Raw genomic sequence first — 23,136 nt, forward strand, 5'->3', positions numbered from 1 at the left:
GCCGGACTCACGGGGCCGGCCGGGGCGTGTAGTGCGCGGCGCGGACCGCCCGCAGCCACGCCTCGACGGGGGCCTCGTCGGGGCGGTCCGGCAGCGGCGTGCGGATCCGGTCGAAGTCGGCCTCGGCCTCGGTGAGCAGCCGCCGGGCGGCAGCCAGATCGCCGGCGGCGACGCGGTCGCCGAAGCGGTGGTACCAGTCCGGGTCGTCGAGGCGGACGCGCAGCCGCCCGGTGGCGTACAGCTCCCGGCCCTGGTGGACGAGCCGGGCCAGGTGCCGGGCGTGCTTGGCCGTACGACGGCGGTCGCCGGCGGCGACGGCGCCCTCCCCGCGGTTCTCCAGCTTGCGGAACTGCCGGTCCGCGTAGCCGAGGTAGGCGTGCCGGACCCGCTTCGCCGACAGGAACGCCGCGCGGATGCCGATCAGCTCGTCGCCGAATGTGGTCCGCGTCTCGTACAGGTCGTCGGGCAGCCAGACCAGCTCCATGACGGTCGGGTTGCCGCCGAGCGCGAGGGCGCACCACTTCCGGGCCTCGTGCAGCGTCCGGTCGGGTGCGGTGGTGACGATCGACTCACGCGGCGTGCGCAGCCCGAGCAGGGTGTCGGTCGGCGCGGCGAAGACGCCGAGCCGGTCGATGTCGGAGCCGGCGGTGGCCAGGCCGTACGCGGTCGAGCCGACGACGCCCGCCAGCAGGATCTCGGTCATGAGCGGTCCCGGGGGTAGGTCAACGGCCGAGACCCTAATCGCCGTCCCCCGCGGTGTCTCTTCATTTATCATCCGTCTTATAGAACGCCGTCCCGTCAGACAGAACAGAAAGGCTCCGGCGAATGGATCAAGCGGGGATCGAACGGGCGATCGGCGCGAGCCGAGTCGTTCCGGTGCTCAGGACGCCGGACGCCGACGGAGCCGTACGGGCGGCCGAGACGCTGCTGGCCGCCGGGCTCACCGTCATCGAGCTGACCGCGACCACCCCCGGCTGGGCCGATGCTCTGGCCGGCCTGCGCCGGGCCCACCCGGCGGCGGTTCTCGGCGCCGGCACGGTCACGACGGCCGAAGACGCCCGCCGCGCCCTGGACACGGGCGCGGACTTCCTGGTCAGCCCCTACCCCGCCGAGGCCGTCCGCGCCGTCGCCGCCGAGACCGGGACAGTGTTCCTCGAAGGCGGGTTCACGCCCGGTGAGGTCGCGGCCGCCGCCGGGCGCGGCATCGCCAAGCTGTTCCCGGCGCACGTCGGCGGCCCGGCGTACCTCCGCTCGGTCCTGGCGGTGCTGCCGGGCGCGCGGATCGTGCCCACCGGCGGGATCGCGCTGACCGACGTCCCGGCCTACCTGGACGCGGGCGCGTACGCCGTCGGCGTCGGCTCGGACCTGGTCAAGGCGCCCGACCCGGCCAAGGCCGTCCGCGAACTGCTCGGGGCGGCGAAGTGACCGGCGGCGCCCCCGACGTCGTGGTCATCGGCGAGCCGCTCGTCGAGTTCTCGGCGGCCGACCCGCTGACCAGCGCGGAGACCTTCCGGCTCTCCTTCTCCGGCGACGCGCTCAACGCGGCCGTCGCCGCCGCGGCCGCCGGGGCCCACGTCGCCCTCGTGACGCGTACCGGCGAGGACGAGTTCGGCGACCGGCTCGTCGCCTTCGCCGCCGGGCACGGCGTCGACACCCGCTGGATGTGGCGCGGGCCGGGCCACACCGGGGCGTACGTCGTCGGCGCCGACCCCCTGGGCACCCGCGCCTTCGCCTACCTGCGCGCGGGCAGCGCCGCGTCCCGGCTCGGCCCGGCCGACGTCGACCGCGCGCCGGTCGCCGAGGCCGGGGCCGTGCTGCTGAGCGGCATCACCGCCGCGCTGTCGGACTCCTGCGCCGCCGCCGTGGTGCACGCGGCCGAGAAGGCCCGCGGCAAGGTCGTGTACGACCCCAACTTCCGGGGCCGCCTCACCACGCCGGGCGACGCCCGCGCGGTCCTGGCGAAGATCGCGCCTCGGGCCGCGCTGGTCCTGCCGTCCTGCCCCGCCGACACGTCCGCCCTGCTGGACACCATCGACCCGGAAGCGGCCGCCGCCGCGTGCCTCGACCTGGGCGCGGCCGCCGTCGCGGTCACCTGCGGAGCCGACGGCGTCCACCTCGCGAGCGGAGCGGACCGGCGGCGGCTGCCCGCCGTACCGGCTGCGGAGATCGTCGACGCGACCGGCGCGGGAGACGCCTTCGCCGGCGCGCTCACCGCGCGGCTCGCGCGCGGGGCGTCTCTCGTGGAGGCCGTACGCGGCGGCGCGGCGGCGGCCTCGATCTGTCTCGGCGGGCAGGGCGGCACCGGCCGGGTCGCCACGGCCGAGGAGATCGAGCGCCTGCTCATGACCGGCTGAACCCCTGCCGCAGGAGCGGGCCGGCCGGGTCGGCGGGGTCGGCGGGTCGGTCGAGCGCGCGGTCGGGCCGGCGCGGGTCCGGGTGTGGGTGCGCGGTCCGGCCGGTGGGGTCGGCAGGTACGCGGTCAGGCGGTCGCGGGTGCGCGGTCAGGCGGTCGCGGGTGCGCGGTCAGGCGGGCGTGGGTGCGGGCACGCGCTCGGGCGGAGCGCCCATGGCCAGCGAGACGTCCCGTGCCGCGGCCATCACCGCGGCGAACAGCGGCGCGTCGTCCACGCCGACCTCGAACGCGAGCCCGGACACCGAGATGCCGCCCATCACCGCGCCGGTGTGGTCGAACACCGGCGCGCCCACGCAGCGGATGCCGCGCTCGTTCTCCTCGTCGTCGACGGCGTGACCGTGACGGCGGACCTCGGCCAGGTGCGCGATGAGCGCGTCGACCTCTGTGATCGTGCGCTCGGTGCGCGGCTCCAGCCCGGTTCGCGACGCGATCGCGGTGACCTCATCGTCGGACAGTTGCGCGAGGATCGCCTTGCCGATCGAGGTGGAGTGCAGGCGCAGGCTCATGCCGACCCGCGACCCCATCCGGTACGGCCGTAGCCCCTCGAGCTTGCGGACGTAGACGGCCTCGTCGCCGCTGCGGATCGCGAAGTGCACGGTGAAGCCCGTACGGTCGCGCAGCGCCTGCAGGGCCGAGTCGGCGTGCTGCGCCGGGTCGAACCGGCTCATCACCTTGCCCGCCAGGGTGAGGATGCGCGGACCGGGGAGGTAGCCGCCACGGCCGTCGGTGCGGGCGAACCCCCAGCCGACGAGGGACTGCAGGATGCGGTGCACGGTCGACTTGGGAAGCCCGGTGCCGGCCGCGATGTCGGTCACCCGGCTGTGCTCGGCCAGTGCCTCCAGCACCGTGAGCGCCTTGTCGATCGAACCGCCACCGGTCTGCGTCGCCACCACACGGCGAGGATATCCGCAGCGCCGCTCCGCGCCGGGGCGGCGCAGGGCGGCGGTGGTGGTCAGCCTGGTTGCAGGTCCGGGGTGGCGCGGTAGGCGGCGGCCTGCAGTTCGTACAGCTGGGCGTACAGCCCCTCGGCGCGCATGAGCTCGGCGTGCGTGCCGTGCTCGGTGACCCGTCCGGCGTCCAGGACGTAGATGTGGTCGGCGTAGCGGACGCTCGCGAGGCGATGCGTGATCAGGACGACCGTACGGTCCTGCGCGTGGTCGCGGATGCGCTCGAACAGGGCGTGCTCGGCGCGCGCGTCCAGCGCGGAGGTGGGCTCATCGAAGATCATCAAGGGCGCGTCGCGGTAGAAGCCCCGCGCCGTCGCGATCCGCTGCCACTGGCCGCCGGACAGCTCGTGACCGCCTTCGAACCTGCGGTCGAGCAGCGTGTCGTACCCCTGGGGCAGCCGGTCGACGACCTGGTCGGCGCCGGCCGCCCGGGTGGCCTCGGCCAGCCGGTCCTCCTCCGCCGCCCGGCCCATGAGGATGTTGTCCCGTACGGTGAGCGGCCACCGCGTGTGGTCCTGGGCGATCACCGCGATGCGCTCGCGCAGCGTGTCGCCGTCGATCGCGGAGATCTCGGTGTCGTCCCACCGGACCGTGCCGGAGTCGGGCGCGTACAGGCCGGCGAGGAGCTTGGCGAGCGTCGTCTTGCCGGAGCCGTTCTCCCCGACGAGCGCGATCACCTGGCCGCGGCGGATCGTCAGGTCGACGTCGCGCAGGGCGGGGGTCTCCGCGCCCGGATACGTGAAGGTCAGCCGCTCGGCGGTGATGCGGCCGAAGGAGTCCGGGGCCGTGCGGGCGTGCCGGGCGGGGACGCGCTCACGGGCCATCGCGCAGAAGTCCAGGTAGTCGCCGAAGTACAGACCCGCCTCGTACAGCTTGTTCAGGGACTGCATGAGGGCGGCGAGGGAGGACTGGCCGGCCCGGATGGCGAGCACGGCCGTTCCCGTGACGGCGAGCGGGATGATCCCCGCGGCGAGGAGCCCGCCGAGCGCCGCGTAGACCAGGCCGGTGGTGGCGCCGGTGAGCAGGTCGCCGGCGACCCTGGTGGCGGTCTGCTGCCGGGCGACGTCGAGCTCGACCCGCTGTTCCGCGTCGGCGATCCGGTCGTACTCCCCGAGCAGGAAGGAGCGCAGGCCGAACGCGCGCACCTCGGCGGCGGGCGGCCGTTCGGCCATCAGGTCCGAGAGCATGTACTTGCGGCGCCGTGCCCGGGACATCCTGCGGAAGGCCAGGTAGCGCATGCGGGCGGCGCGCAGCGCCGCCCACCCGTCCGGCAGGGCGGTGATCAGCAGCAGTGGCATGAGGACCGGGTGCAGCACGCCGAGGGTCGCGGCGGCGGCGACGACGCCGACCGCGCCGGTGAGGACGTTCACCGTCATCTCGACGACGGTCACCGAGTCGGGCACGCCGCTGTCCCGCGCCCGCTGCATCGCGTTGTGGAACTCGTCGTCGTCGAAGGCGCTCAGCTCGACTCGCGTCGTGAGCCGGAACAGGCGCGTCTCGGCCAGCCGCTCCACGCGCGGCTTGAGCCGTAGCTGTGCCCAGCCGGCGGCGGCCAGCAGCCCGGCGCGGACCGCGGTCGCGGCGGCGACGAGGAGCAGCGCCGGCAGTGCGGCGCGCACCCGGGCGGCGCTGGGGCCGCCGGCGAACAACGACTCCAGGACGCCGGTCGTCGCCAGGAGCCCGAACGCGGTGAAGGCTCCGGCGACGACGTTCAGGCCGAGCGCGGCGAGCGTGTCGCGCCGGTCGGCCTGCCACGCCAGGCGTAGGGCGGCGCCGGTCAGGGCGGGCAGCCTGCGCGCCATCGTGATCAGGCCGGCGGACATGAACCGGTCGTCGTGGATCTCCCAGTAGCGCAGCGCGAGACCCGACTGGTCGGCGGCGGGAGCCGCGGGCCGGTTCCTCCGCCGGAGTCTCACCGGGCGCGACCCAAAGTGATCATGGCTCCTCACGCTAGACGACCGTTCCGGCGATGTAAATAATCTTCGCTATTCCTATCGAGACGGTAGAAAATAACGGCCCGGTCATTATGCCTGTTTCTCGGGAGAAATCAACGGCGTCAATATTCGTCATCGCCACCTGGACAGCTTCCAAGATCGAACTCATAATGCTGGAGGTTGATCATGGCGAAGACGCCGTTTCAAGCGCTCACGTCTTTGGCATTCGATGAACCCGGGGCGCATTCCACACCAGGACGGTCGTGCCCCGCACATCCGCTGCGGCCCGCCCACGAGGCGCCGGCCGAGGAAGGAGTCCGTTATGCCCGCACTCACGCTCGAACCCCGCGACGCAGGTGTGCTCGAGGCCGACGACCTCGTCATCGACTTCGAAGGCGAGCTTATGGAGCTGCTGCACGGCCCGCAGGCCTGCGTCAACACCTGCAAGCGCACCGTATGCAGCACGTTCCCCTGCTGCCCGTCCATCAAGTGACCGTCTGAGCGACGGCGGCCCCGGACCCTCGCCCGGTCCGGCGCCGACCACGTACGCCGGGACGGAGCGCTCCCGGCCGCGTGGTGAGAGAAAGGCCATCGGCATGGCCCCGATGGCCTTTCTCGCTGACATATCGCGGGAAATGCGGATCGAGTGCTCGCGTGGAGGAACTCTATGGACGCGGCTGTTTCAGATCGCACAGAGGACATGGCGGAAAGGGTCGCCGAAATAGCGGAGCGTGAGGGCCGCGAAGTCCATGTCGATGACACCTGGGTCAGCGTGCACCGGCCCGGCCTCGACCTGCCCGCGCAGGGCTGGAAACTCCACGTGTCCGCGCGTCCCGGCACCCTCGTGGCGACGCTCGACCGGGTCCTGCCGCTGCTGTTCCACCTCGACTGCGACTTCAAGGTGGCGCGATCCACCGCCGTGCTGCGTGAACTGAACTCCGGCGACACCGATCCCGGCGCGGTCGGCAAGGCCGTGACCGTGTACCCGCCGCAGGACCGCGTCGTCAAGGTCGGGCGGGTGCTCGCGGCGGCGCTCGCCGGATACGCCGGGCCCCGGGTGCCCAGCGACCGCCGGGTGCACCGCAGCGCGCCCGTCTACTACCGGTACGGGCCGTTCGTTCCGCAGTACCGCGTCGATGAGAACGGCGACTACGAACTCGTGTTGATCGGTCCCGACGGGGAGTTCCTCCCCGGGGCGGCCGGGCCGGAGTTCCGCTGCCCGCCCTGGGCGTCCGACCCGTTCCGGCAGCCGACGCCGGACTCCGCCGCGCCGGACGGCTCGGTGGCGTCGGATCGCTCTGCGGTGCCGGACGGCTCGGCGGTGTCCGGCGGCGGTACGCCGGAGGACGGGTCCGCCGAGGGCGCGCCGACGCTCGGCGGCCGGTACCGGCTGACCTCCGGCGTCGTCCGTGGCGCGCGCGGCAACGTCTACCGCGCCGAGGACACCGCCTCGGGACGCCGCGTGGTGATCAAAGAGGCCCGCGCGTACGTCGGGGAGAACGCCGACGGCATGGACCTGCGGCTGCAGATCCGCAACGAACGCCGGATCCTGCAGGCGCTCGAGGGCATCGACGGCGTACCCGGCCTGATCGACCACTTCCGGCACGGCGAGGACGAGTACCTCGTCATCACCGAGGAGGGGAGCCGCGACCTCAACCGCTTCGTGAACGAGCACGGCCTCTTCGCCGACGATCCGCCCGGTACGGGCCGCGACCTGGCCGCCCTCGCCACGCAGCTGATCGGCCTCCTCGACGCCGCGCACGCCCGCGGCGTCGTCGTACGCGACCTGTCGCCGAAGAACGTCGTGCTGGACGACGATCTGCGCTGCACGCTCGTCGACTTCGGCAACAGCAGGTACGACGGGTTCCAGATCCCCGGCTGGACGCCGGGCTACAGCGTGCCGGACCAGCACACCGGCCGCCCGTCCGAACCGGCGGACGACTACTTCGCCCTCGGCGGCGTGCTGTTCTTCGCGGCCACGGGAATGCACCCGATCGGCGTCGACCCCGACCCGGCGCGCAACCTCGAACGCACCCTGATGACCCTGGCGGCGCTGTTCCCGGGGATCACGACCGGGGTGCGCGGCCTGATCCCCCGGCTGCTCAGCCTCGACCCCGCCGAGCGCACCGCCGCGGCGGCCGACCTCCGGGATGGACGGCACCGTACGGGACACGTGACCGCCGGCGGGACGCGGACCGCACCACCGCGGTTCACCCCCGACCTGCTCGACGCGGTGATCGCGCACACGAGGGACGAGTGCGTCCGCTTCGCCGAGAGGACGATGGCGGGCCCGGCGGACCCACGGCGGTCCTCGCCCCCGGTGACGCACGTGTACGGCGGATCGGCCGGCCTCGGGATGGAGCTGCTGCACCACGCCGCCACCGAGGACGTGGCGGGGGAGCTGGCCCGCTGGACCGCCCGGATGATCCCGCCGACGCGGCTGCCTTCGGCGCTGTTCTTCGGCCGTACCGGGACCGAGCTGTTCCTGAGCGCGGCACGGCGGATGCTGGGCGCGGACGTCCCGGTCGGCGATCCGATCGAGCTCGGCGACGCCGAACGCGGCGACTACGTACACGGGGTGGCCGGCGTCGGCGCCGGTCACCTGCTCCTCGCGGACCTGGATCCTCGGCCGGGGCACCTGGCCGTCGCCGCCGAATGCGCGCGGCGGTTGCTGGCCGGCGAGGTCCGCGATACGCAGGACGCGGCGGCCCCGGCCCAGCCCGGCACCGGCGTGGCCACCGAGTCCGGCTTCGCCCACGGCGAGGCGGGCATCGCCGCGTTCCTGCTCGCCTACCACCGGGCCACCGGGGACACGGCGGCCGGTGAGGCGGCCCGGCGACGGCTCGACGCGCTCGCCGGCGAGGCCGCGACGCTCGCCCGCGTGCTGCGCGAACCCGCGGCCCGGCCGATGGGCGCCTCCTGGTGCCAGGGACTCTCCGGAATCGTCACCGCGCTGGTGCGCGCCGCGCGGGTCTACGACGACGAGTGGTACCTCGAGACCGCCAGGGCGGGCGCCCGCGCCTGCCTGGGGATCGCGCCCCAGGCGTGGGTGGTCTCGCAGTGCTGCGGGCTGGCCGGCATCGGCGACATGCTCATCGACGTCGCGCTGGCGACCGGGGAGGAGGAGTTCTGGCGAGGCGCCGAGCGCGTCGTCGAGCTCATGCTGACCCGCAGCGGCGGCGACCTCGAACACCCCGTCTTCCCCGACAACACCCTCGAAGGGGCGAGCGGCAGCTGGGGCATGGGCACTCCCGGCGTGCTGTCCTTCCTGCGGAGGCTGCGCGACCGCGACGGGGCGCGCCTCTGGACGCCCGAGTGGGCCCCGCCGCGCTGACCTCCCGCCGAGGCCGCGCGCGATGGCCCCAGGAGCCGCTCGGCCGGGGGCCCGGGCGGTGTCCTCGGGCGAGGCCGGACCGTCAGCGCCGGGGGAGCGCCACGACGGCCGACGTCAGCGCGGGGGGAGCGCCACGACGGCCTCGACCTCGACCGTCAGGTCCGGCCGGGCGAGCGCGGCGACGACCATGAGCGAGTGGGCGGGCCAGTCGCCCTCCGGGTACCAGGCCGCGAACACCTCTTCCCGGGCGATACGGCTCCCGTCGAGGTGCTCGGTCCCCGCCACGAACGTCAGCAGCTTCACCAGGTGTTCGGGCCCGGCGCCGAGCGAGTCGAGCAGCCGCCCGATGTTCGCGAACGCCTGGCGGGTCTGGGACCGGGCGTCGGGACCGGCGAGGGTCCCGTCTTCGGCCACCCCGACCTGGCCCGAGACGAACACCAGCTCATGGCCGGCCGGTACGGCGGCCAGGTGACTGTACTGGCCGATCGGCGGCGCGAGGCCGTCCGGGCTCCAGCGACGGGTCATGAATGCTCCTGTCATGTCGTTCCGGATGACGACGCTAGGCCCGGCGGACCGGCGAGCCTCCGCCTCGGCGCCCCGGATTTCACAAAGTCGAAATTCGGCCTCATGCTGGTCGGGCGACGGCCCAGAACGCTCGGGGGAGGAATCATGCCGGAACGCGAAGACGGTGCCGGCGGGCCGCCGGCCGAGGAGCCCGCTCGTACGACGCTGCGCACCCTCGAGCGGGGACTGGTCCTGCTCGAGGCGGTGGCGACCGCCGACGGCACCGCCACCGCCAAGGTGCTGAGCCGCACCCTCGGGCTGAAGCCCGGGACCTGCTACCACCTGCTGCGCACACTGCTGGAGAGCGGGCACCTGGTCCGCCTGCCCGGCGGGCGCTACGACGTCGGCCCGCGCGCCGCGACACTGGGCCGGCACCTGCGGCGCCGCTCAGGCCCGTCGCCCGAACTCTCCGTGATCCTCACCCGCCTGCACGCCAAGACCCGGGAGACGTCGTACGTCTCCGGCTGGTACCACGGCAGCCTGGTCCTCCAGCACTATCTCTCCGGCCCGAACGCCGTCCGGCCCGCCGCTCTGGACGTGGGGTACAGCGAGCTCATGCACGCACGAGCGGGTTCGAAGGCGGTGCTGGCCTTCCTGCCGGGCGACCACGTGACGGCCCTGTTCGACGGGGTGGACCTGACGCCGGTCACGCCACAGACGATCGTCGATCATGACGCGCTCCTCACCGAGCTGGCGGACATCCGCCGCCGGCGGTACGCCCTCGATCTGGAGGAGTTCAGCCCGGGAGTCTGCTGCGTGGCCGCTCCGTACTTCGATGAGACCGGCCACCCGGCCGGCGCCTTCACCGTCTCGGCCCCGGCCGCCCGGTTCGGGCGGCGGCGGGAGTGGCTGACCACCCAGGTGCGCGAGGCGTCCGCGATGGCGACCGGGCTGCTGCGGACCGGACGGCTCACCGTCCCGACCGCCTGAGGGCCGGGCGGGTGAGGATCAGTCGCCGTCCGCCTCGGCCGAGCCCATGAGGCGCAGGCGCCGCTGCGCGCGCTGGTAGAAGGTCGTCTGCCCGAGCCGTACGACGCCGGCGGCACCGGGCAGCGCCGTCAGTTCGAGGACGTCACCGGGGGAGAGCCGGCCGATGAGCACGCCGTCTGCCTCGACGGCGACGGCGCCGCTGGTCGGCAGGATCCGCAGCGCGAGCTTCTCCTGCGGAGACAGGAACAGCGCGCGGTTGAAGGCGGAGTGGGGCGCGACCGGCGTGACGAGCAGCCCCTCGGCGCTCGGGGAGACGATCGGGCCTCCGGCGGAGAAGTTGTAGGCCGTGGAGCCGGTGGGCGTCGCGACGACGACGGCGTCGGCGGCGTACCGGACGAAGGGGTTGCCCTCGACCCAGAGCTCCACCACGGGGATCCCGTCCCCGGGCACGCGGGCCAGGTCGATGTCGTTGAACGCGAGCGCGTCGAAGCCGTCGGCGGTCGCCCGGAGCCCGGTCCGGGGCTCCACGGTGAAGCGGTGCTCGTCGATCGCGCACAGCGCCGCGCTCAGGTCCGGGACGTCGATCTCGGCGAGGAAGCCGAGGCGACCGAGGTTGACGCCGAGGACCGGGGTACGGCGCGGGTAGCTCAGCCGCATGGCGCGCAGCATCGTGCCGTCACCGCCGAGGCTGACGATCAGGTCGGCGCGGTCGGCCAGGGCGTCGGGCTCGACCGGCTCGACGTCGCCGTCGATGCGGGCGACCTCTCCGGGCAGGCCGAGGACCTGCGCCTTCCGGTCGCGTGCCCAGCCGGTGATGGTGTCGATGACCCCCCTGCAGTTGCGCTCGGGATGCAGGGCGACGCCGACGGTCGTGATCAGACCCATACGTTGAATTGTCTCAGGACCGCGCCGCACGTCGTCCACGGTCGGGCCCCCCGAGCTCACGGGGCGGGTGTGCTCCCGGGCTGTTCGTGGATGTTCAGCGGCCGGTAGGGCCGGTGGGCGGCGAGGGGATACCGGAGGACGAGGTGGTCCGTCCGTATCCGCGACGCCGCTGGTCCGCCCAGTAGGCCGTGTGCGCGGTGTTCGCCCACCTTTCGAAGATCGCGACCTGCCGGGTGCCGGCCTCGCCGATCGCGTTGATGATCAGGTAGCCGGGGAGCAGCTTCGACGAGCGAACAGCCGACCGTGATCCCGGCGTGGACGAGCCGGCGACGCCTCGGGGGCCCGGACGGCCGGGACACCACCGCGCCGAGCCGGTCGCCCGGTTCTTCGCCGGGCGAGTGCGCGCGCGGAGGTCGTACCCGGACCCGTCCTTCAGCGCGCGCGACTCCCGCAGAGACTCCGGGTCGCCGCGGGAAGATCGTCGGGCAATGGGCGCAGCCGTCGAGTCGGGCTCACGTCACGGATCCCCCGTGCCCCGCGCTTCGGTTCTCGGTCGCCATGCCGGCTACCGGACGCACGGCGGGTACCGCACCGACTGCTCCGGGTACGCCTCGATGGCGCTCGCGCTGTCGAAGCCCGGCCCCAACACGGTGGGCCTGGCGTCCAAGACCTACTCGACGCGCATCAGCATGGCGTCGCTGCAGACGGGCGACCTGGTGATCGACGCGACCGGGAACAACCACACCCGGCACGTCGTCATCTTCGAGCGCTGGGTCAACAGCAAGACTAAGAAGTCCTACTGGGCGTACGAGCAGCATGGCGGCTACGGGACCGACCACCGCGTACTCACCTACGGGCTGAGCAGCGGCAGCCAGTACCACGCCTACCGCCCCAAGAAGATCCGCTGACGCCCCTGCCAAGTGCCATGAGAGCGTCAGTGGGTAGTGCCGCAGGGTGTCAGTGGGTCTGCCGCGAGAGCGTCAGTAGCGGGTTGAGTGACAGCTAGCTGTCAGTGGGGTCCGACAGGTAAACGTCAGTGGCTGGCGACAGGTGAATGTCAGTGAGGCTCGCCCGCTCGATCCGGCGGCCGGGGTGGCCACCGCACCTTCCCCGGCCCGCCGCTGTCCATCTGTTACGAAGCCACCGAGGCCGGGCAGTTGGTCGGCGCGCAACTCGCATGCTGGATGGGATCCTCACCGACCTGCGCGAGGGGTAACAGCCCCGGCGGGACGTGACCGAGACCGCGCGTGACCTTAGCTGGGCGGCCGTACCCGATCGGTCACGTCCCTGACCTGGACGCTACGTCGACCACGGCCCCGCCACCTCACCGGCGTCGGGGCTGGGCATCTCGCCGGTGCGCAGGTCCGCCGTACGCGCCCCTGACAGGCCGAGCTCGTCGGCGAGCTCGGTGAGCTGGTCGCGTTCGGCCGTACTCACCGGTGCCGCCCGCGAGGCCAAGCCGGTGATCGCCTGCTCGACGGCGTCTTCCCATTCCCCGGCGGCCGCGGCCTGTTCGACGCGCCGCGTCGTACGGGCGGGCAGCCGGTCGGCGTAGTGGCCCGGCAGCGCCCGCAGCTGCTGGGCCAGCTGCCCGCCGGCGGTCCGGCTCACCGCGACGGACGCCAGGCGACGCCGGCGTCGGCCCGCCACCGCCTCGGCGCCGGCGTAGGAGCCAGGCGACTTCGCGCAAGACCTCCATGACCTTCCCCCAGCGGCTGTCATGGGCGTCCACGATTGCCCGGACGATCGCTTGCGGTACGCGCGTAAGGGCGTGGCCGGTGGCCGTGCGACGTGGGAGTTGGGCGGGCACGGTCTTATGCCGGTCACACCCCGGTTTCCCACCCTACCCACCAGCGGAAATACCCCTGCGGAGCAGATCGCTAGCGGCAGGAGGGCACGAAGCCGAATGCGCGGACCAGGTGAGCGGCCACAGCCAGACCTGCTGGACACGCTGCTGTACGACGTGCTGGGATCACCGATCACATGCCCACAGCGCTGCGCGGCGGGCCCGGCCAGCCACCGAGTGGGCCTGGGCCCGTGCCGGTGCAGCGCCAGGACCGGCGACGACGACGGCATTTATCTGGGGTAGTTGAGTGAAACCGCAGGTCAGTGGCTTGGTGGCCTGTCAGCCATGTAAGGCACGTAGGTGAAGTTGGTCCGCAGATCTTGCCCGTTCATCGGGTGACGGTGAGGCCTCGGTGGTCGGCCCAGCGGCGGGCGCCGTCGGCCATGGCGTTGATCCATGCGGTGCCGGGACGGCGGTCGGTGAAGGTCTGCCAGTGATGGCAAGGGACCAGACCGTCGCTCATATACCGTCGGGGTGGGGCAATCGGCTTTAGCCTGGTGTGTGCTGGTCTCGCTGAACGGTGTTGATGCTTGAGGGGTTGGGTATGCGGCAAGCCCGGTGGTGCACGTCGAGTCGTAGTACGGGGGCGTGTGTCCAGGCCAGCCCGGCGACCCGGTGGAAGTCGGATGGGACGATCACGCAGGGCACCGGCGAACGCGCGGGGGCGACGGTTTTGTGGCCCGCGACCGGCTCGCCGGGGCGGTCCACGGCTCGGGAAGCTACCGGTCTGGCCTGGGAACAGGTCATTAGCGTCGGCCGTACCGGCAGCACGGTTTCTAGTGGCGATGCCCGTGGTCGCACGACTGCCGTTGGATCGGTGTCTGCATCACAGGTGAACGATTGGCGGGGTAAAGCGGGTGCGGGCCGCCATAGCCGGCCGCGCGCCGCCACGCATACCGGCGCCGTCCCGGCTGGGATTTCCGCGGATCGGACGGTTCACGGGCCGGCATCGGGTCGAGCGCGTGATGCGGCCGGTGGCGCGGTGGTTCACCTGCCCGCGGCCGGTGGCGTGTTGTCGGCGGAGCAGGTCGAACACGATGCCGGCGCGGCCGCGAAATCGGCCAAGAAAGCCGAGAAGGACCGGCTCGACGGTCCGGGCCCGGTGCCCGGACCGGAGTGGGGCAGCCGGTACTGCTGGACGCTGCTCACCGGCCTGTCGCACCGCTGGTCCCCGGCACGACCGCTCCCGGACATGGCCTCGGCCCTGCGGTGGCCACGCGTCACCGCGTGGGCGGATGTGGTCGCTTCTTTGACCAAGGCCGGGGCCGGCGCGCGCGCCTACATCCGGCTCGGCCGCCCCAACCGGCTCGGCCACGGCATCGCCCTGATCAACACCAACGACCAGGGCCTGGTCCTGATCAACCCCGACCAAAACCGAAGCGAGGGCTACACCAGCGTCATCGGCACCCAGAACGTGACCGACTGGCTCAGTGCACCAGACGGCCTCGGTACACGAGACGGGCTGCCGCTGATCGATGCCCGCGCGTACTTCCAGAACCCTGGCGGCCAGGTAATCCACCCACTCGGCCAGGCCACCCCGGCATCGGAATCAACCGCTCAGGCCCTGACCGACCCCACCGACCCCCACGTCGGAATGCCATGGATGGGGAGTTTCGACGACGGCCTGACGTGGGAAGGCGCCGCATACGAGTCGGACCTGCGAAGGCTACGGGAAGACATCCAGCGGACGGGCGGCATCGACCGGGGCAGGCTCGTATCCGATTACCCCAGCGTCCGCTCTGGCTCAGACGCTGAGATCCTCGCCCAACTCGGCCCCGGCTACGCAACGGAAAACCGGGACACGGAGATGTGGTTCGTCCACCGGCCGGCGGGGACGCAGACACAGCGGCCGACGGGCAATACCGGGCCCTCCGCTTTTACGGGCCCTGCTGCGGCCCGCACCCTCCAGCCGCCCAGCGCCGCTGATGCTCGCGCCGCAAACGAATCGGACCTGCGAAGACTGCAGGACAGACTCCAGAGAGCCAATCCGGGAATAGGCGTCGTCCGGTTCATGATCGATGACTTCCACCCCTCCTTCCGCGGAGTGGGAGATAACGAGCTCCTCACCCAACTCGGCCCCGGCTACGCGATAGAAAACCGGGACGGGTTTCGATGGTTCGTCCACCGGCCGGCGGGGGCGCAGACGGGGTCCGAGTCCGGGTATGACTTTCAGGTCAACAGGGTCGACGACGTATCCGACGCGGTGGTCCGCGGGCTACGCCGGACGCTCGAGGACACCGCCGATCCGGCCCTTCGAGCCCGACTGCACGAGGCGTCGGCGTCATGGACCGGTCCGCCGGCCGCCACGGGCCCCCGTCGGCCGGCCCCTGACATCGCCCGCGACGAAGACGGCGGCGAGTGGGCTTCGAGCAGCCGCAGCGGCACCGGTGGCGGTGGCGGTCATCTGGACCGCGGCGATACCGGCAGGGCCACCGCGGCAGAGGCCTCCACGCCCGCCACGGCACGATCCGCTGGGGAGGCGGCGGTGGATGGCGCGGGCAGGGGCCAGGTACGGGTGTCGTTGCAACAGTTGGAGCGGGTGGTCGGTGATGGCACCGCGGCGGGTGTGGCCGCGATGCGTTCGGAGGCGGGTTCTGCGGGGCCGGTTCCGGGACCGGAGATGGGCCAGTACTGCCTCGCGGTGATCGAACACATCATCGGCGCCTTCTACGGCCCCTCGTTCACCACCGGCGCTGCCCGCCAGGTCGTGGGTGGGATCACCAGCGGGCTCACCCGTGATGACGGTCTGATCGAGGCGGGCGACGATGCCCGGCGTGGTCTTGGCCAGCCGGCCGCGGCGTGGGGGCGCCTCGATGACTGGCGGACCCTTATCATCGCCCTAGGCACCAGTGAGCCGGGCACCACCATGGTCGTGGTCAACGAACAGTCCGGGTCCGGTGACGCCCTCGATCTGCGCCACGTCGCTGCCTTCGTCCATACCGAGGACGGCGTGGTTCTCATCAACCCCGCCCAACCGGGCCAGGCCACCACCATCGACCCCCTGGACACCGCCGCCGCACCGGCCGGCCGGCTCGCCGAGTCGGCCACCTTGCTGGCCACCGTGCTCGGCCCGCCCATCAACTCCCGCGTCCTGTCCATCGACCCCCACCGCCAGGTGATCATTCCGGACTGGGCCACCACACGGGAGTCAGATTCAGCCGCCCGGGCCATGCTCGACCCGGCCAACCCCCGCATCGGGGCACCAAGACGCCAGCGTCGTTCGTCTAGATTGGATACCGCCGCCGAGGCCGAGGTCCCGGTTCCGGTGCCTTGGCCGCCGCTGGCTTTGGCCCGTCAGTACGGGTATACGCCCGGTCAGTTGGGCTACCCCGAGGAGGGAGTTCAGGAGCGGCTGGAGCGCGTTTTTCCACGAGACGGCCGTGGTGCGTTCCGCCAGTTCCCCGATCCGCGTAGCACCGCGTACTCCATGGCTGGAGGGATACGATGGCTGAACCGACGCGAAATCCATAACACGTTCTTCACTGCTTCGGGGTCCAGCGACTGGATACAGGCAATCAACGGTAATCTGACGAACGTCGGCTACAGAGCCAATTGCGTCGATGTGGCGCGAAGTGTGCTGGAGAGCTGGGCGGGAAGGCCGACGGTGGCCGCACCCGTCTCCGTCGGCCAAGACGGGGCGCCCGTGACGGAGACGGATGGGATCCTCTGGACCAGCACGTGGCTCGGCGCTCAGCTTCGCGCACCCGAAGACACTGCGGGTCGGCGGGTAGGGGCCAACGAAGCGTGGGAGGCGATAGCCGGTCATTTGCGCGCGCATGGTCACGGGTCCTCTGCCCTGGTCTTCTTCCGGCCCTCAGGGGCCGCTCGCGAGCAGTTCGTCGCCGCGACCGCGCATGCCGTCGTTGGCTTGAACTACCAAGGCACGGTCTACTGGGTCGACGCGCAGTGGGGGCGAGTCAGTCACCGCCCGCTCTACGAAGGAGAACTGTTCCAATCTGTCGAGTTTGACCCGCAGTTCCGACCCATCCGCAGCAACTATCCCGTCTTTGTCACCCAGGGCTATGCCCCCCAACAGTACGATTCTGGCAACGGCGGTCCTAGTTTCTCTGCGGCCGGTTGGCAGAATGCCGGGGCCCTACCTGAAGAGCTCGGGCCAATTGACTGGCAAAAGTCTAGCCACAGCAGACCGGACAAGAACGGTGTGGAGACGTGCGTGTCGGTCGCCGTCGTCGGATTGAGGCTGGGGGTGGGTCGGTGACAGGCCAGGTCACTCCGGTCTGCGTAACTCCGCGTTCGACGGCTCGCTAACGCCGCTGACCGAGTGGTTGTCGCTCAAGCCCCGCGGCGGCCCGGCCGGCAGGTCCGTCTCACCGAGGCGCAATCGATCGTCGACGGCCGGGCGGCGGTGACCGCCCGCGCCTGGCACATCGCGACCGGCCCGACTCCCCCGGTGGAGACCGAACAGGTCCCGCCGCCGGTTCCGCAGGATCCGGACGAGTGGCATGGCCGTCACTGCTCGGCTGCTGCGCCACTCCGACGGCGAATGGGTGCACATGGACTGCCGGACCGAGCTGGCCGACGACGGTATCGGCCTCACCCACGGCACCCTCTCGGACCCGGACGGCCGGGTCGGCGTGGTCGACCAGCCCCTCGTCGTTCGCCGGCGCTGATCGCGCCCGACATGGGAGATCCCCCGCCCTTGGCTCCGGTAAGCAAGGACGGGGGACGCCGGGGGAAACGACGCCTATCCTGCGCCGCTCACGTCACTTCCCGCTCTCGTCGACAACGGCGACCTCGACGCGAGCATCGACGACGGCATCAGCCCTGATCACCGGTCTACTTGATCAGCGCAGTGAGTGTCGGTCCTGGGGCATTTGGCCGCGCGCCTGGCCCTGCGTCTGGCACGATCATCACCGGCACGATCTCGGGGAAGGAACATCGCCGTGGCGCTCGAACCCACCGATCTGGACGAGCTGGAGCTGGCCGAGCTGCTGCCTGATCCCGACCGCAGCGATGACCGGGCCTGGGCCGTTTCCTCTTTTGCGTCCTGGAGGGGCTCGGCAAGCACCTGCCCGCCCGGCTGTCGTCCCCGCAACGCCCCTGGGACCAAGCCAAAGCATGGGTCACCGGCTACCGTCTGGCGCACCTGGTCATCGACCGCGCCCACACCATGCCGGCCGAGTTCGCGCCCTACCTGCGCGCACTGCTCGGCCCACCCCGCCCACACCGAACCCGACTGTGGCTGATCGACGCCTCCCGCACCGCCACCAGCTCGGTCGTCACCGCCTTCGGCCGCGACACCGACAGCCAGGTCACCACCGCCGACCCGCGCGAACTCGACCGGATACGGTCCCGCCCACCGGCCGCAACCAGGGCCAAGGCGATCGGTGAGCCGATCCCCGATGACCTGCCCGCCGACAACTTCTTGACCTTCCGAGCCAGCTGCATCCGCACCCTGGACCGCAACACCGCCGCCCGCGTCGACCAGCTCTGGCTCAAGACCTTCCAGGCCGCCCGCACCTGGCTGCGCAACCACCGAAAGGCCGGCGAGGCCGGCCAGGCACCCGACCGGCTCGCGCTTGCGCTCAGCATCCACCTGGCCGCCCGCCTCTACCGGTGCGCCTCCGACGGCGAAGCCCTGGTCCGGCTCCGCGCCACCCAAGCGGCCTTCCTGCGCGACGGGCTCCTCCTCCACCACCAGACCTGGCCCGGCGACCCCGGCCTGGGCCACCGCCTCACCCCCACCGCGGTCGCGGCCATCAACCGGGCCGCCACCGCCACCGCCCCGGCCGCCGCCGCGACCCTGTTCCTGTTGTTCCCCTTCGACCACCGCGGCGACGAACGGTACTGGCACCCCAGCACGCTCACCATGGACGACGTCACCAGCACCGCAACCGGCATCAAGATCAACGGCGAGTACCTTCCCGTCCCCGCCCACGCCCGGCTCGCAATCGCCGCCCACCTCGCCTTCCGCCAGATGCAGGGCCCCCGCCACCCCGGCGACCCGTTCTTCGACCTCACCCCACCGCACGACGACGTCCGCACCCTGGCCGACCGTGCCCTGACCGCCACCACGGCCGCCGGCGACCTCCCCGTCGACCGCGTCGAGCCGCCCGCCGGGCACGGCACCCTCTGGATGCGGCAGCGCCGCCTGGTCCTGCGCAACCTGGTCGGCGACGCCTACACCCTCGACCTGAGCACCCCCGTATGGACATGACGCGACCCGACCCGCTGGGAACCTGGCTCCTGCGCCGGGCCCGCGACCACGGCATGACCAGCGAGCAACTCGCCGATCTACTCGGGCTGCCCGTCCACCGGATCCGCCGCCTCGCCAGCGGCGCCGACCTCGACGACCTACCGCTGCGGGCCGTCCGGGCCCTGGCCAGGCGGCTCGACCTGCCCTGGCCCGGGTGGCTGGACCAAACGCCCCAGGCCGAACCCGCAGCCAACTCGGCAGACTCACTCGACGACGCCGATCGTGTGCACGCCGTCCTGGTCCTGGCCCTCGCCCACCCCGTGCGAGTGGACCAGATCGCGCACGTGCTGCACTGGCCGCTCGAACGCGCCCAGACCGCCGCCGGCCACCTCGCCGCGCTACTCCATGAGCACCCGGTTCTTCGCCTCACCGCCGACGAAGGCAACGTCCTGCAACTCGCCGTGCAGCCCGACCTCCTCCTCCCAGACATCCGCACCCGGCTCCAGCAGGTCCTCAACCAGCAGCAAGGCCCCGCGACCGGGATGGCCTTCATCGCCTACCGCGCCGGCCACCGAGACCACCAACGCATCAAAGACATCCTGACCAGCAACCCAGAACTCCTCGACGCCGCCGTCGCCGCCAGCTACATCACCTGCCACATCGACGCCCACGGCCAGCCGACACAGATCAAGCTGACCCCCGAGGTCGCCTTCAGCCTGAACATCCCGGTCAATCTCCACGACACCCTGCTACTGGACCCGAAGACCGAGTGACCCAGGTCACTGAGGCTCTCGTGGCACTTCTACTGACACTCTCGTGGCACGTGACAGCCCCGGGGAGGTGCGGGTGAGAGGCCGATTCTCTCGCCCGCACCTCGCCGCTTTTCCGGATGAAAGCCTTATTCCCTCAATAGCGCGAAACGCTGCTGTTCCTCGGATTATCAATCGAAACAGCAGTCACTCCGAAACCGCCGATCACTTGGATTACGGAGGTCTCAAAGGGCTCTTCGGGTATACCCGCGTGCTGGCCGCTCATTGCGTTCAAGGTGCGATCGAATTAGCCTGCCTCCGGCGTTGACGTGTATTACGGCCTGTCCATAACGTCGATTAGCGCCAGATAGCCACTGGTTCGTCCGCTAGCACCCTCGAAGGGGGTTTCATGGCGCCCAGCACCACCGGATCCGTCGATTCGGGACGACGCCTACGGCGGGACGTCGGTTTCTGGGGACTGATGTTCGTCTCGCTCGGATCGATCATCGGCTCCGGCTGGCTGCTCGGCGCGCTCACGGCCGCGACGATCGCCGGCCCCGCATCACTGGTGTCCTGGATCCTCGCCGCCGTGATGCTGGTCATCCTGGCCCTGGTGCACGCCGAGCTCGGCGCGGCCTATCCCATCGCCGGAGGCACCGCGCGGTTCCCGAGTTTCGCGTTCGGCCCGCTGGTCGGCTTCACCGCCGGCTGGATGGCCTGGGTGCAGGCGGTCACGATCGCCCCGATCGAGGTCGAGGCGATGCTGTCCTACTGCGACCACATCGGGTGGGTGAGGCACCACATCACGATGCTCCACGCCGACGGGACGCTGACCGGCGTCGGCCTGCTGGTGGCGACGGTCTTCATGCTGCTCTTCACGCTCATCAACATCGTCGGCGTCAAACTCCTCGCCCACTCCAACGGGATCGCCGTGATCTGGAAGACGGCGATCCCGCTGCTCACCGTGGTGGTCCTCCTGCTGCTGACCTTCCACGCGTCCAACTTCAGGGCCGGCGGCGGATTCATGCCCTTCGGGGCGCACGGCGTGTTCGCCGCGCTGCCGGCGGGCGTCGTGTTCGCCCTGCAGGGGTTCGAGCAGGCGATCCAGCTGGCGGGGGAGGCCAGGAAGCCGCAGCAGGACGTCTCGCGCGCGGTGATCACGGCCACCGCGATCGGCACCCTCGTCTACATCCTGCTGGAGGTCGCGTTCATCGGCGCGCTCAACCCCGCCCACATCGCGCACGGCTGGGCGAACCCGGTGGGCAAGGGCGACTTCGGCCCGTACGCCACGCTCGCCGTCGGGGCCGGCGCCGCCTGGCTGGCCGGACTGCTCTACGCCGACGCCGTGATCTCACCGGCCGGGACCGGCCTCGTGTACGTCGCCGCGTCGTCCCGCCTCTCGTACGCGCTGGGCCGGGAGAAGTCGGTGCCGGCCGCGGTGGCGAAGGTGAGCCCGAAGGGGGTGCCGATCGTCTCGGTCATCATCGCCTTCGTCGTCGGGGAGATCGCGTTCCTGCCGTTCCCCAGCTGGCACTCCCTGGTCGGCCTCGTCACCTCGGCGACCGCGATCATGTACGCGTACGGGCCGATCGCGCTGCGCGCCCTGCGGCTACGCGATCCGGAACGGAACCGCCCGTACCGCCTCCCGGCGCACCGCGTGCTGGCGCCCGTCGCCTTCATCTGCGCGAACCTGATCATCTACTGGTCGAGCTTCCAGGCGGAGTGGAAGCTCGGGCTCGCCATCCTGCTCGGCCTGGTGATCTTCGCGGTGACCCGGGCGAGGACTCCTCAGGCCGAACGCTCGCCGCTGAACTGGACCGCGGCCATGTGGGTCTGGCCGTGGCTCGGCGGCATGATCCTCATCGGGTTCCTGGGCCGCTACGGCGGAAGCAAGGTGCTGCCCGACTGGATCGACGTCCTGACGGTCGCGGTGTTCTCCCTCGCCGTCTACTTCTTCGCCGTGCGGATCGCCGTGTCCAGCCGCGAGGTCGAGGCGGCCGTCGCGGCCGAGCAGGCGGAGATCGCGGCCGAGCCGGAGCTCAACATCGCGTGAACGCGCGCGGTCAGGACAGCAGGCGCAGCCGGACGGTGTTCGGCAGCGCGCGGAGCTTCTCCAGCACGTCGGTGGTGTACTGGGTGCCGATGTCGGTGATCACGTAGCCGATCTCACCGCGCGTGCCGAGGAGCTGGCCCTCGATGTTCACCTCGTGGTCGGCGAGGATGCCGTTGATCGTGGCCAGCACGCCCGGGGTGTTGCGGTGCAGGTGCGTCAGGCGGTGCCCGGTGACCGGGGCGGGCAGCGACACGGCCGGGAGGTTCACGCTGAGCGCGGTGTTGCCCGTGGCCACGAAGTCCTGCAGCTTGCCGGAGACGAACTGGCCGATGTCCTGCTGCGCCTCCTCCGTCGAACCGCCGATGTGCGGCGTGATGATGACGTTGGGCAGCCCGCGCAGCTCCGAGACGAACTCGTCGCCGCGGCCCTTGGGCTCGTGCGGGAAGACGTCGATCGCCGCGCCGGCCAGGTGACCCGACTCGATGTGGCGCCGCAGCGCGCCGTGGTCGACGACGAACCCGCGGGAGAGGTTCAGGAACAGGCTGCCGGGGCGCATCCGGGCGAACTCCGCCTCGCCGAACAGGCCGCTGTTGCCGGGCCGGCCGTCGACGTGCAGGGTCACGACGTCGGAGACCGACAGCAGCTCCTCCATGCTGGCGCACCGGCGGGCGTTGCCCAGCGCGAGCTTGTCGGCCGTGTCGTAGAAGAACACGCTCATGCCGAGGTTCTCGGCCAGCACCGACAGTTGGCTGCCGATGTTGCCGTAGCCCACGATGCCGAGCCGCCGGCCCCGGACCTCGTGGGCGCCCTCGGCCGACTTGTCCCAGACGCCGGCGTGCAGCGCCGAGTTCTTCTCCGTGAGCCGCCGGGTCAGCGCGATGATCTCGGCGATCACCAGCTCGACGACGCTGCGCGTGTTGGAGAACGGCGCGTTGAAGACCGCGACGCCGCGCTGAGCGGCGGCGGACAGGTCGATCTGGTTGGTCCCGATGCAGAACGCGCCGACCGCCAGCAGATCGGACGCGGCCGCGAGCACCGCGTCGGTGATCGTCGTCTTCGACCGGATACCGAGCAGGTGTACGCCGGGGATGCGGGCGACCAGCTCGTCCTCGTCGAGGGCGCGATCCAGCAGCTCGACGGCGTAGCCGTTCTTCTCCAGCGAGGCGACAGCGTCGGAGTGAATGCTCTCCAGCAGCAGCGCGCGCAGGGGTTCAGTAGCGGAGCTCACTTGGGAAAAGTCCTTCTGCCGGGCGTCGTCGTCCTCTGAATGCTATGTGAAAGAGTCACAAGCCGGTCACGGCGTCCACGCGCTGAGACGGTCGCC

The 23,136-nt window shown here is 71.5% G+C and carries 19 protein-coding genes; 11 read left to right on the plus strand and 8 right to left on the minus strand.

Annotated elements, in window-relative coordinates; all coding sequences use genetic code 11:
- Positions 1-7 precede the first annotated feature (7 nt).
- A complete protein-coding gene (locus NE234_RS12080; RefSeq protein WP_252779035.1) occupies positions 8-703 on the minus strand; it encodes a nucleotidyltransferase domain-containing protein in 696 nt (231 codons plus the stop codon).
- A 122-nt stretch (positions 704-825) separates the two neighbouring features.
- Here NE234_RS12080 and NE234_RS12085 point away from each other — a divergent pair, with 122 nt between their 5' ends.
- Both NE234_RS12085 and NE234_RS12090 read left to right on the plus strand, forming a co-directional pair.
- Positions 826-1,425, plus strand: coding sequence for a bifunctional 4-hydroxy-2-oxoglutarate aldolase/2-dehydro-3-deoxy-phosphogluconate aldolase (locus NE234_RS12085; protein WP_252779036.1), 600 nt, complete (start codon positions 826-828; stop codon positions 1,423-1,425).
- On the plus strand, positions 1,422-2,354 hold the full coding sequence (locus NE234_RS12090) for a sugar kinase (RefSeq protein ID WP_252779037.1): 933 nt from the start codon (positions 1,422-1,424) through the stop codon (positions 2,352-2,354). The genes NE234_RS12085 and NE234_RS12090 overlap by 4 nt, the downstream gene beginning before the upstream one ends.
- 169 nt (positions 2,355-2,523) lie before the next feature.
- Here the strand turns inward: NE234_RS12090 and NE234_RS12095 are convergent, their stop codons facing one another.
- Together NE234_RS12095 and NE234_RS12100 are read right to left on the minus strand one after the other, a co-directional pair.
- Complete coding sequence (locus NE234_RS12095; RefSeq protein WP_252779038.1) at positions 2,524-3,306, minus strand: IclR family transcriptional regulator; 783 nt, start codon at positions 3,304-3,306, stop codon at positions 2,524-2,526.
- Between the two features lie 59 nt (positions 3,307-3,365).
- Positions 3,366-5,276, minus strand: coding sequence for an ABC transporter ATP-binding protein (locus NE234_RS12100; protein ID WP_252779039.1), 1,911 nt, complete (start codon positions 5,274-5,276; stop codon positions 3,366-3,368).
- Between the two features lie 340 nt (positions 5,277-5,616).
- On the opposite strand from NE234_RS12100, the gene NE234_RS12105 reads away from it, so the two are divergent.
- Both NE234_RS12105 and lanL read left to right on the plus strand, forming a co-directional pair.
- Positions 5,617-5,787, plus strand: a complete 171-nt coding sequence (locus NE234_RS12105; RefSeq protein ID WP_252779040.1) for an SflA family class IV lanthipeptide — start codon at positions 5,617-5,619, stop codon at positions 5,785-5,787.
- A 207-nt stretch (positions 5,788-5,994) separates the two neighbouring features.
- Positions 5,995-8,628 carry a class IV lanthionine synthetase LanL gene (gene lanL / locus NE234_RS12110; protein WP_252779041.1) on the plus strand — a complete coding sequence of 878 codons (2,634 nt, stop codon included), beginning with the start codon at positions 5,995-5,997 and terminating at the stop codon, positions 8,626-8,628.
- 114 nt (positions 8,629-8,742) lie between these two features.
- On the opposite strand, the gene NE234_RS12115 is transcribed toward lanL, so the two are convergent.
- Positions 8,743-9,153, minus strand: a complete 411-nt coding sequence (locus NE234_RS12115) for a RidA family protein (RefSeq protein ID WP_252779042.1) — start codon at positions 9,151-9,153, stop codon at positions 8,743-8,745.
- 144 nt (positions 9,154-9,297) lie between these two features.
- Between NE234_RS12115 and NE234_RS12120 the strand changes: the two genes are divergently transcribed.
- Entirely contained in the window at positions 9,298-10,122 is an 825-nt protein-coding gene (locus NE234_RS12120) for an IclR family transcriptional regulator (protein ID WP_252779043.1), read from the plus strand.
- Between the two features lie 18 nt (positions 10,123-10,140).
- On the opposite strand, the gene NE234_RS12125 is transcribed toward NE234_RS12120, so the two are convergent.
- Positions 10,141-11,007: an NAD(+)/NADH kinase gene (locus NE234_RS12125; protein ID WP_252779044.1), complete on the minus strand. Its 867-nt coding sequence runs from the start codon at positions 11,005-11,007 to the stop codon at positions 10,141-10,143.
- A gap of 530 nt (positions 11,008-11,537) precedes the next feature.
- On the opposite strand from NE234_RS12125, the gene NE234_RS12130 reads away from it, so the two are divergent.
- Positions 11,538-11,915: a hypothetical protein gene (locus NE234_RS12130; RefSeq protein ID WP_252779045.1), complete on the plus strand. Its 378-nt coding sequence runs from the start codon at positions 11,538-11,540 to the stop codon at positions 11,913-11,915.
- Between the two features lie 391 nt (positions 11,916-12,306).
- Here NE234_RS12130 and NE234_RS12135 read toward each other — a convergent pair whose 3' ends face one another.
- Positions 12,307-12,618, minus strand: a complete 312-nt coding sequence (locus NE234_RS12135; protein WP_252779046.1) for a hypothetical protein — start codon at positions 12,616-12,618, stop codon at positions 12,307-12,309.
- 563 nt (positions 12,619-13,181) lie between these two features.
- Entirely contained in the window at positions 13,182-13,316 is a 135-nt protein-coding gene (locus NE234_RS44285; RefSeq protein WP_256528674.1) for a hypothetical protein, read from the minus strand.
- Between the two features lie 519 nt (positions 13,317-13,835).
- Here NE234_RS44285 and NE234_RS12140 point away from each other — a divergent pair.
- From NE234_RS12140 to NE234_RS12160, 5 genes are all read left to right on the plus strand, one after another.
- The gene (locus tag NE234_RS12140; protein WP_252779047.1) at positions 13,836-17,072 is read left to right on the plus strand and encodes a toxin glutamine deamidase domain-containing protein; all 3,237 of its coding nucleotides are present in this window, start codon (positions 13,836-13,838) and stop codon (positions 17,070-17,072) included.
- Between the two features lie 244 nt (positions 17,073-17,316).
- On the plus strand, positions 17,317-17,484 hold the full coding sequence (locus NE234_RS12145; RefSeq protein WP_252779048.1) for a thioesterase family protein: 168 nt from the start codon (positions 17,317-17,319) through the stop codon (positions 17,482-17,484).
- Positions 17,485-17,984: 500 nt separating this feature from the next.
- The gene (locus NE234_RS12150; protein ID WP_252779310.1) at positions 17,985-19,031 is read left to right on the plus strand and encodes a hypothetical protein; all 1,047 of its coding nucleotides are present in this window, start codon (positions 17,985-17,987) and stop codon (positions 19,029-19,031) included.
- Complete coding sequence (locus NE234_RS12155; RefSeq protein ID WP_252779049.1) at positions 19,028-19,783, plus strand: helix-turn-helix domain-containing protein; 756 nt, start codon at positions 19,028-19,030, stop codon at positions 19,781-19,783. The genes NE234_RS12150 and NE234_RS12155 overlap by 4 nt, the downstream gene beginning before the upstream one ends.
- A 385-nt stretch (positions 19,784-20,168) precedes the next feature.
- Complete coding sequence (locus NE234_RS12160; RefSeq protein WP_252779050.1) at positions 20,169-21,812, plus strand: APC family permease; 1,644 nt, start codon at positions 20,169-20,171, stop codon at positions 21,810-21,812.
- 10 nt (positions 21,813-21,822) lie between these two features.
- Here NE234_RS12160 and serA read toward each other — a convergent pair whose 3' ends face one another.
- Entirely contained in the window at positions 21,823-23,040 is a 1,218-nt protein-coding gene (serA, locus tag NE234_RS12165) for a phosphoglycerate dehydrogenase (RefSeq protein ID WP_252779051.1), read from the minus strand.
- Positions 23,041-23,136 lie beyond the last annotated feature (96 nt).

The organism is Actinoallomurus rhizosphaericola, assembly GCF_024055675.1.
Lineage (GTDB): Bacteria > Actinomycetota > Actinomycetes > Streptosporangiales > Streptosporangiaceae > Actinoallomurus > Actinoallomurus soli.

Coding starts and splice junctions, on each gene's coding strand:
- NE234_RS12080 (WP_252779035.1), bottom strand. CDS start 703: ATGACCGAGATCCTGCTGGCGGGCGTCGTCGGCTCGACCGCGTACGGC.
- NE234_RS12085 (WP_252779036.1), top strand. CDS start 826: ATGGATCAAGCGGGGATCGAACGGGCGATCGGCGCGAGCCGAGTCGTT.
- NE234_RS12105 (WP_252779040.1), top strand. CDS start 5,617: ATGCCCGCACTCACGCTCGAACCCCGCGACGCAGGTGTGCTCGAGGCC.
- lanL (WP_252779041.1), top strand. CDS start 5,995: ATGGCGGAAAGGGTCGCCGAAATAGCGGAGCGTGAGGGCCGCGAAGTC.
- NE234_RS12115 (WP_252779042.1), bottom strand. CDS start 9,153: ATGACCCGTCGCTGGAGCCCGGACGGCCTCGCGCCGCCGATCGGCCAG.
- NE234_RS12120 (WP_252779043.1), top strand. CDS start 9,298: ATGCCGGAACGCGAAGACGGTGCCGGCGGGCCGCCGGCCGAGGAGCCC.
- NE234_RS12125 (WP_252779044.1), bottom strand. CDS start 11,007: ATGGGTCTGATCACGACCGTCGGCGTCGCCCTGCATCCCGAGCGCAAC.
- NE234_RS44285 (WP_256528674.1), bottom strand. CDS start 13,316: ATGAGCGACGGTCTGGTCCCTTGCCATCACTGGCAGACCTTCACCGAC.
- NE234_RS12145 (WP_252779048.1), top strand. CDS start 17,317: ATGGCCGTCACTGCTCGGCTGCTGCGCCACTCCGACGGCGAATGGGTG.
- NE234_RS12150 (WP_252779310.1), top strand. CDS start 17,985: ATGCCGGCCGAGTTCGCGCCCTACCTGCGCGCACTGCTCGGCCCACCC.
- NE234_RS12155 (WP_252779049.1), top strand. CDS start 19,028: ATGACGCGACCCGACCCGCTGGGAACCTGGCTCCTGCGCCGGGCCCGC.
- NE234_RS12160 (WP_252779050.1), top strand. CDS start 20,169: ATGGCGCCCAGCACCACCGGATCCGTCGATTCGGGACGACGCCTACGG.